The sequence below is a fragment of the Streptomyces sp. NPDC050619 genome (assembly GCF_040654815.1).
GTDB lineage: Bacteria > Actinomycetota > Actinomycetes > Streptomycetales > Streptomycetaceae > Streptomyces.
Window position 1 is genome coordinate 1 of the sequence record NZ_JBFAIR010000097.1, and the last position, 5,093, is coordinate 5,093.

Below are 5,093 nucleotides of genomic sequence, written 5' to 3' on the forward strand. Positions count from 1 at the left end.
ACCGGCCAAATCCACCAGGGAGTAGTAGGCGGTGAGGAACACGATCGGCACGGACGCCGCCTGCTCGAACGACCACCCCTCCGGCACCCGGGCCAGCAGCCGCGCATCGCTCACAGCCATCGGAGCAAACGCCCCGTCCAGCAAACCCATCACCCGATCACCGACCACCAGGCCGGTCACCTCCGGACCCACCTCCACCACCACACCGGCACCCTCATGCCCAAGCCGGCCCGCATCCCCCGGATACATACCGAGCACATTCAGCACGTCACGGAAGTTCACCCCCGCCGCCCGCACCGCCACCCGCACCTCACCGGCCCGCAACGCACACGGCTCCTCCGCAACCAGCCCCACACCATCCAGCCGCCCCTGAGCCACCACATCCATCCGCCACCCAGCACCCACACCCACCGGCGGCACCAGCACTCCGTCCGAGCCCATCCGCACCATCCGCGGCACCCACACCTGGCCGTTGCGCAGGGCGAGTTGGTCGGCGGCGTCGGTGGAAAGGGCGGCGGCGTCGGTGTCGGTGTCGAGGAGGGCGAGGCGGCCGGGGTGCTCGTTCATGGCGGAGCGGAGCAGGCCCCAGACGCCGGCTGCGGACGGGTCGGGTGTCTCGTCCGGCGTCACGGCGACGCCGCCCGTAGTCACAATCACCAGGCGGGAGTCGGCCAGCCTCGGTTCGGCGAGCCACTGTTGCACCACCGTGAGCGTCGTGGCGACGACGTCAGTGACGGGGCCGTTGGCGACGGGCAGCAGGACTCGGGACGGGGTGTCGGCCCCGGCGTCGAGGGCAGCGAGGAGCGCGTCCAGGTCGGCGTGCAGCGGGACGTCGAGGCCGCTGTGCACGTCGCCCATGACGACGGTGTTCGTGGTCCGCCGTTCGGTCGCCACCGGCGTGCTGGGGGTCCACTCCACGCGGTAGAGGTGTTCGGCGCCCACTGCCGCCTGCTGGGCGGCGAACTCGCTGGTCGAGACAGGGCGCAGCAGGAGGGATTCGACGGTGGCGACCGGCTCGCCCGTCGCGTCGGCGACGCGCAGGCCGATCTCGCCCTCGCCGTGGATGCGCAGCCGGGCGCGAACGGCCGTGGCGCCCACCGCGGTGAGTGTCATGCCGGACCACAGGAAGGGCAGGAGCGCGGTCCGGTCGTCGCCGCCGCGCAGGGCGAGGGCTTGGAGCACGGTGTCGAGGAGGGCGGGGTGGAGGCCGAAGGAGGCGGCGCCGTCGGCGACGGGTTCGGGAAGGGCGGCCTCGACGTACCAGTCGTCGGCGGCCCGCCAGACGCGGGTGACGCCCCTGAAGGCGGCACCGTACTGGAGGCCGACGTCGGTGAGTCGGTCGTAGAGGCCCGCGAGGTCGGCGGGCTCGGCGTCGGCGGGTGGCCAGACACGCAGGTCCCAGGGTTCTTCGGATGTGGTGCGGCTGCTCACCGCGCCGGTGGCGTGCAGGGTCCAGGCCTGTTCGATCTCGGCGTCCTCGGCACGGGAGAAGACCTGCACCGCGCGGCGGCCGTCCTCGGTGGCTGAGTCGATGACGATCTGGACCTGGGCGGCGCCCTGTTCGGGGAGGACCAGCGGGGCCTGGAGGGTGAGTTCGTCGAGCTGGTAGCAGTCGACGTGCAGGCCTGCCTGGACGGCGAGTTCGACGAGGGCGGTGCCGGGGACGACGGTGAGTCCGCCGACGACGTGGTCGGCGAGCCAGGGGGTGGTGGCGACGGACAGGCGGGCGGTGAGCAGGACGTTGTCCGAGCCGGCGACGGCGACGGACGCGCCCAGCAGTGGGTGCCAGGCGACGCCGAGGCCGAGGCCGCGGGCGTCGGTGGCGGGCCGGGTGGCGTCGAGCCAGTAGCGGTGGCGCTGGAAGGCGTAGGTGGGCAGGTCGATGCGGCGGGCGCCGGTGTCGGTGAACACGGCGGCCCAGTCGGTGGCGGCGCCCCGGACGAACATCTCCGCGAGCGCGGTCAGCACCGAGCCGGCTTCGTCGCGGCCCTCGTGGAGGGTGGCCGCGGCGGTGGTGTCGGGGGCGGCGGTCTGGAGGAGGCCGGTGAGGACCGGGGCCGCGCCGATCTCCAGGAAGCGGGTGACGCCGAGTTCGGTGGTGGCGGTGCGGACGGCATCGTGGAAGCGTACGGTGCCGCGGACCTGCCGTACCCAGTAGTCGGGGCTCGCCCAGTCGTCGCCGTCGACGGCCCGTCCGGTGAGGGTGCTGACGGCGGGCATGACGGGGCGGCGGTGATCGATGTCGGCGGTGGCCTGGGCGAACTCGCCTGCCATGGGCGCCATCAGCGGGGAGTGGAAGGCGTGGCTGACCCGCAGGCGGGTCACTCGTACGGCCTGTTCGCGGGCGGCCGCCATGACCTGGTCGACGGCCTCTTCGGTGCCGGAGACGACGACGGCGCGGGGTCCGTTGACGGCGGCGATCACCGCCGCGCCGTCGGTTGCGGCCAGGAGTGCGGTGGCCTCGCCCTCGTCGGCCTCGATCGCGGCCATGGCGCCGCCGTCCTCAAGCGCCTGCATGAGCCGGGCGCGGGCCGCCACGAGACGTACGGCGTCGGGGAGTTCGAGGGCACCGGCGGTATGGGCGGCGACGATCTCGCCGATCGAGTGGCCGATGACGACGTCGGGTACGGCCCCCCAGTCGCGCAGCAGGGCGACGAGGGCCGCTTCGAGAACGAAGATGGCCGTCTGGGCGTAGCCGGTGCGGTCGAGGAGCGCGGCCTCGGGTGTGCCGGGCTCGGCGAAGCACACGTCGCGCACGGGCGCGTCGAAGCCGGGCTCGTCGGCGAGTTCGGCGTCGAGCAGGGCGCAGATCTCGTCGAAGGCGCGCGCGTACGCCGGATGCGTGGCGTACAGTTCGCGGCCCATGCCGGGGCGCTGGCTGCCCTGGCCGGTGAAGAGCCAGGCCGTACGGCCCTCGGTGACCGTGCCCTTGACGGCGGTCTCGGTGCCGGCGATGCCGCTGACGCCGTCGAGGGCGGCGCGCAGGGTGTCGCGGTCGGGGCCGAGGACGACGGCCCGGTGTTCGAGGACGGCTCGGCCGGTGGCCAGACTGTGGCCGATGTCGAGGGCGGAGGCGTCGGATCCGGTGACGTGGGCGGCGAGGCGTTCGGCCTGGGCCTCCAGCGCTGTGGCGCTGCGCGCGGTCAGGACCCAGGGGATGCAGGGCAGGTCGTGGGAGGCCTCGTCGGTGTCGTCGGCGGCGGGGGCGGGGGCTTCTTCGAGGACGAGGTGGGCGTTGGTGCCGCTGATGCCGAAGGAGGACACGGCGGCCCTGCGGGGGCGCTCCGTGTCGGGCCAGGGCCGGGCCTCGGCGAGGAGGCGGACGGCGCCTGCCGACCACTCGACTTGGGAGGTGGGCCGGTCCGCGTGCAGGGTGGGCGGCAGGTGGCGGGCGCGCAACGCCATGACCATCTTGATGACGCCGGCCGTGCCGGCCGCCGCCTGGGTGTGCCCGATGTTGGACTTCACGGAGCCGAGCCAGAGGGGGTTGTGCTCGTCCCGTCCCTTGCCGTAGGTGGCGATGAGGGCCTGCGCCTCGATGGGGTCGCCGAGCCGGGTGCCGGTGCCGTGCGCCTCGACGGCGTCCACGTCCGCGGTGGTGAGCCGGGCGGATTCCAGCGCGCGGCGGATGACGCGCTGCTGGGACGGCCCGTTGGGCGCGGTGAGGCCGTTGGACGCGCCGTCCTGATTGACGGCGCTGCCCCGGATCACGGCGAGCACCGGGTGGCCGAGTCGCCGGGCCTCGGAGAGGCGTTCCAGGACGAGGACGCCCGCGCCCTCCGCCCATCCGGTGCCGTCCGCCTCGTCGGCGAAGGACTTGCAGCGCCCGTCCCCGGCGAGGCCGCCCTGCCGGGAGAACTCCACGAACGTGGCCGGGGTGGCCATCACCGTCACACCGCCCGCGAGCGCCGTCGTGCACTCGCCGGAGCGCAGGGACTGGCAGGCGAGGTGCAGGGCGACGAGGGACGAGGAGCAGGCGGTGTCGATGGTGACAGCGGGGCCCTCGAAGCCGAAGACGTAGGCGATACGGCCGGAGAAGACGCTGCCGGCATTGCCGTTGCCGAGGAAGCCGGCGAGGTCCTCGGGCGCTTCCGGCAGCCGGGAGGCGTAGTCGTGGTACATCAGCCCGGCGAAGACGCCGGTGGCCGTTCCGCGCAGGGACAGCGGGTCGATCCCGGCGCGTTCGAGGGCCTCCCAGGACGTCTCCAGCAGCAGCCGCTGCTGCGGATCCATCGCCAGCGCCTCACGCGGGCTGATGCCGAACGCCTCGGCGTCGAACTCGGCGGCCTCGTGCAGGAAGCCTCCCTCCCGGGTGGCCGAGGTGCCCGCCGCCCGCTCCGCGTCGGTCGCGAACAGGGCGTCGAGGTCCCAGCCGCGGTCGGTGGGGAACGGTGTGACGCCGTCCCCGCCGCCGCTCACCAGCCCCCACAGGTCCTCCGGCGAGGCGACACCCCCCGGGAAGCGGCAGCCCATCCCGACGATCGCGATCGGCTCATGCTCCTTGGCCTCGGCCTCACGCAGACGAAGATGGGCGTCCTGGGCGTCGGCGATCGCACGCTTGAGGTATTCGCGGAGCTTTTCCTCGTTCGCCATCTGTTCCTTGTCCTTCGAAAGAGCGCGGAGAGCCGTAGCAGGGGGGCCTGGGATGATCCGGTCAGAGGGCCTGGCGTGTTCCGGGGGCGCCGGTGCGGACGGTCAGTCGCTCACCCAGGGCTTGTCATCGAGCAGCGCGAACAACTCGTCGTCGCTGGCGTTGTCGAGTTCGACGCGGTTGCCCTGGTCCGTGTCCTGTCCACCGCCGTCCGTGGCGGCCGCCGACCAGGTGGCCAGCAGTTGCTGGAGCCGGTCACCGATCGCCGCGTGCACGTCGTCGTCCGCGGCCGGCGCGGTTTGGGCGAGGACCGCGCGGAGCTTGTCCAACTCGCCCATGAGGAAGGCGGTGTCACCGTCGTCGGCGGGAGCCAGTTCCGCGCTGAGGTGGTCGCGGAGGGACAGGATGGTGGGGTGGTCGAAGATGAGGGTGGCGGGCAACTGCAACCCGGTCACGTTCATCAGACGGTTCCGCAGATCCACCGCCGTCAGCGAGTCGAAGC

2 protein-coding genes are annotated in these 5,093 nt (G+C 73.1%); both read right to left on the bottom strand.

From position 1 onward, the window contains the following. On the bottom strand, nucleotides 1-4,593 hold a 4,593-nt coding region (locus AB0I77_RS53060; RefSeq protein ID WP_363290249.1), incomplete at its 3' end, for a beta-ketoacyl synthase N-terminal-like domain-containing protein. A gap of 102 nt (nucleotides 4,594-4,695) precedes the next feature. Beyond that, nucleotides 4,696-5,093 (bottom strand): phosphopantetheine-binding protein (locus AB0I77_RS53065; protein WP_363290250.1); only part of this gene is annotated, 398 nt, incomplete at its 5' end.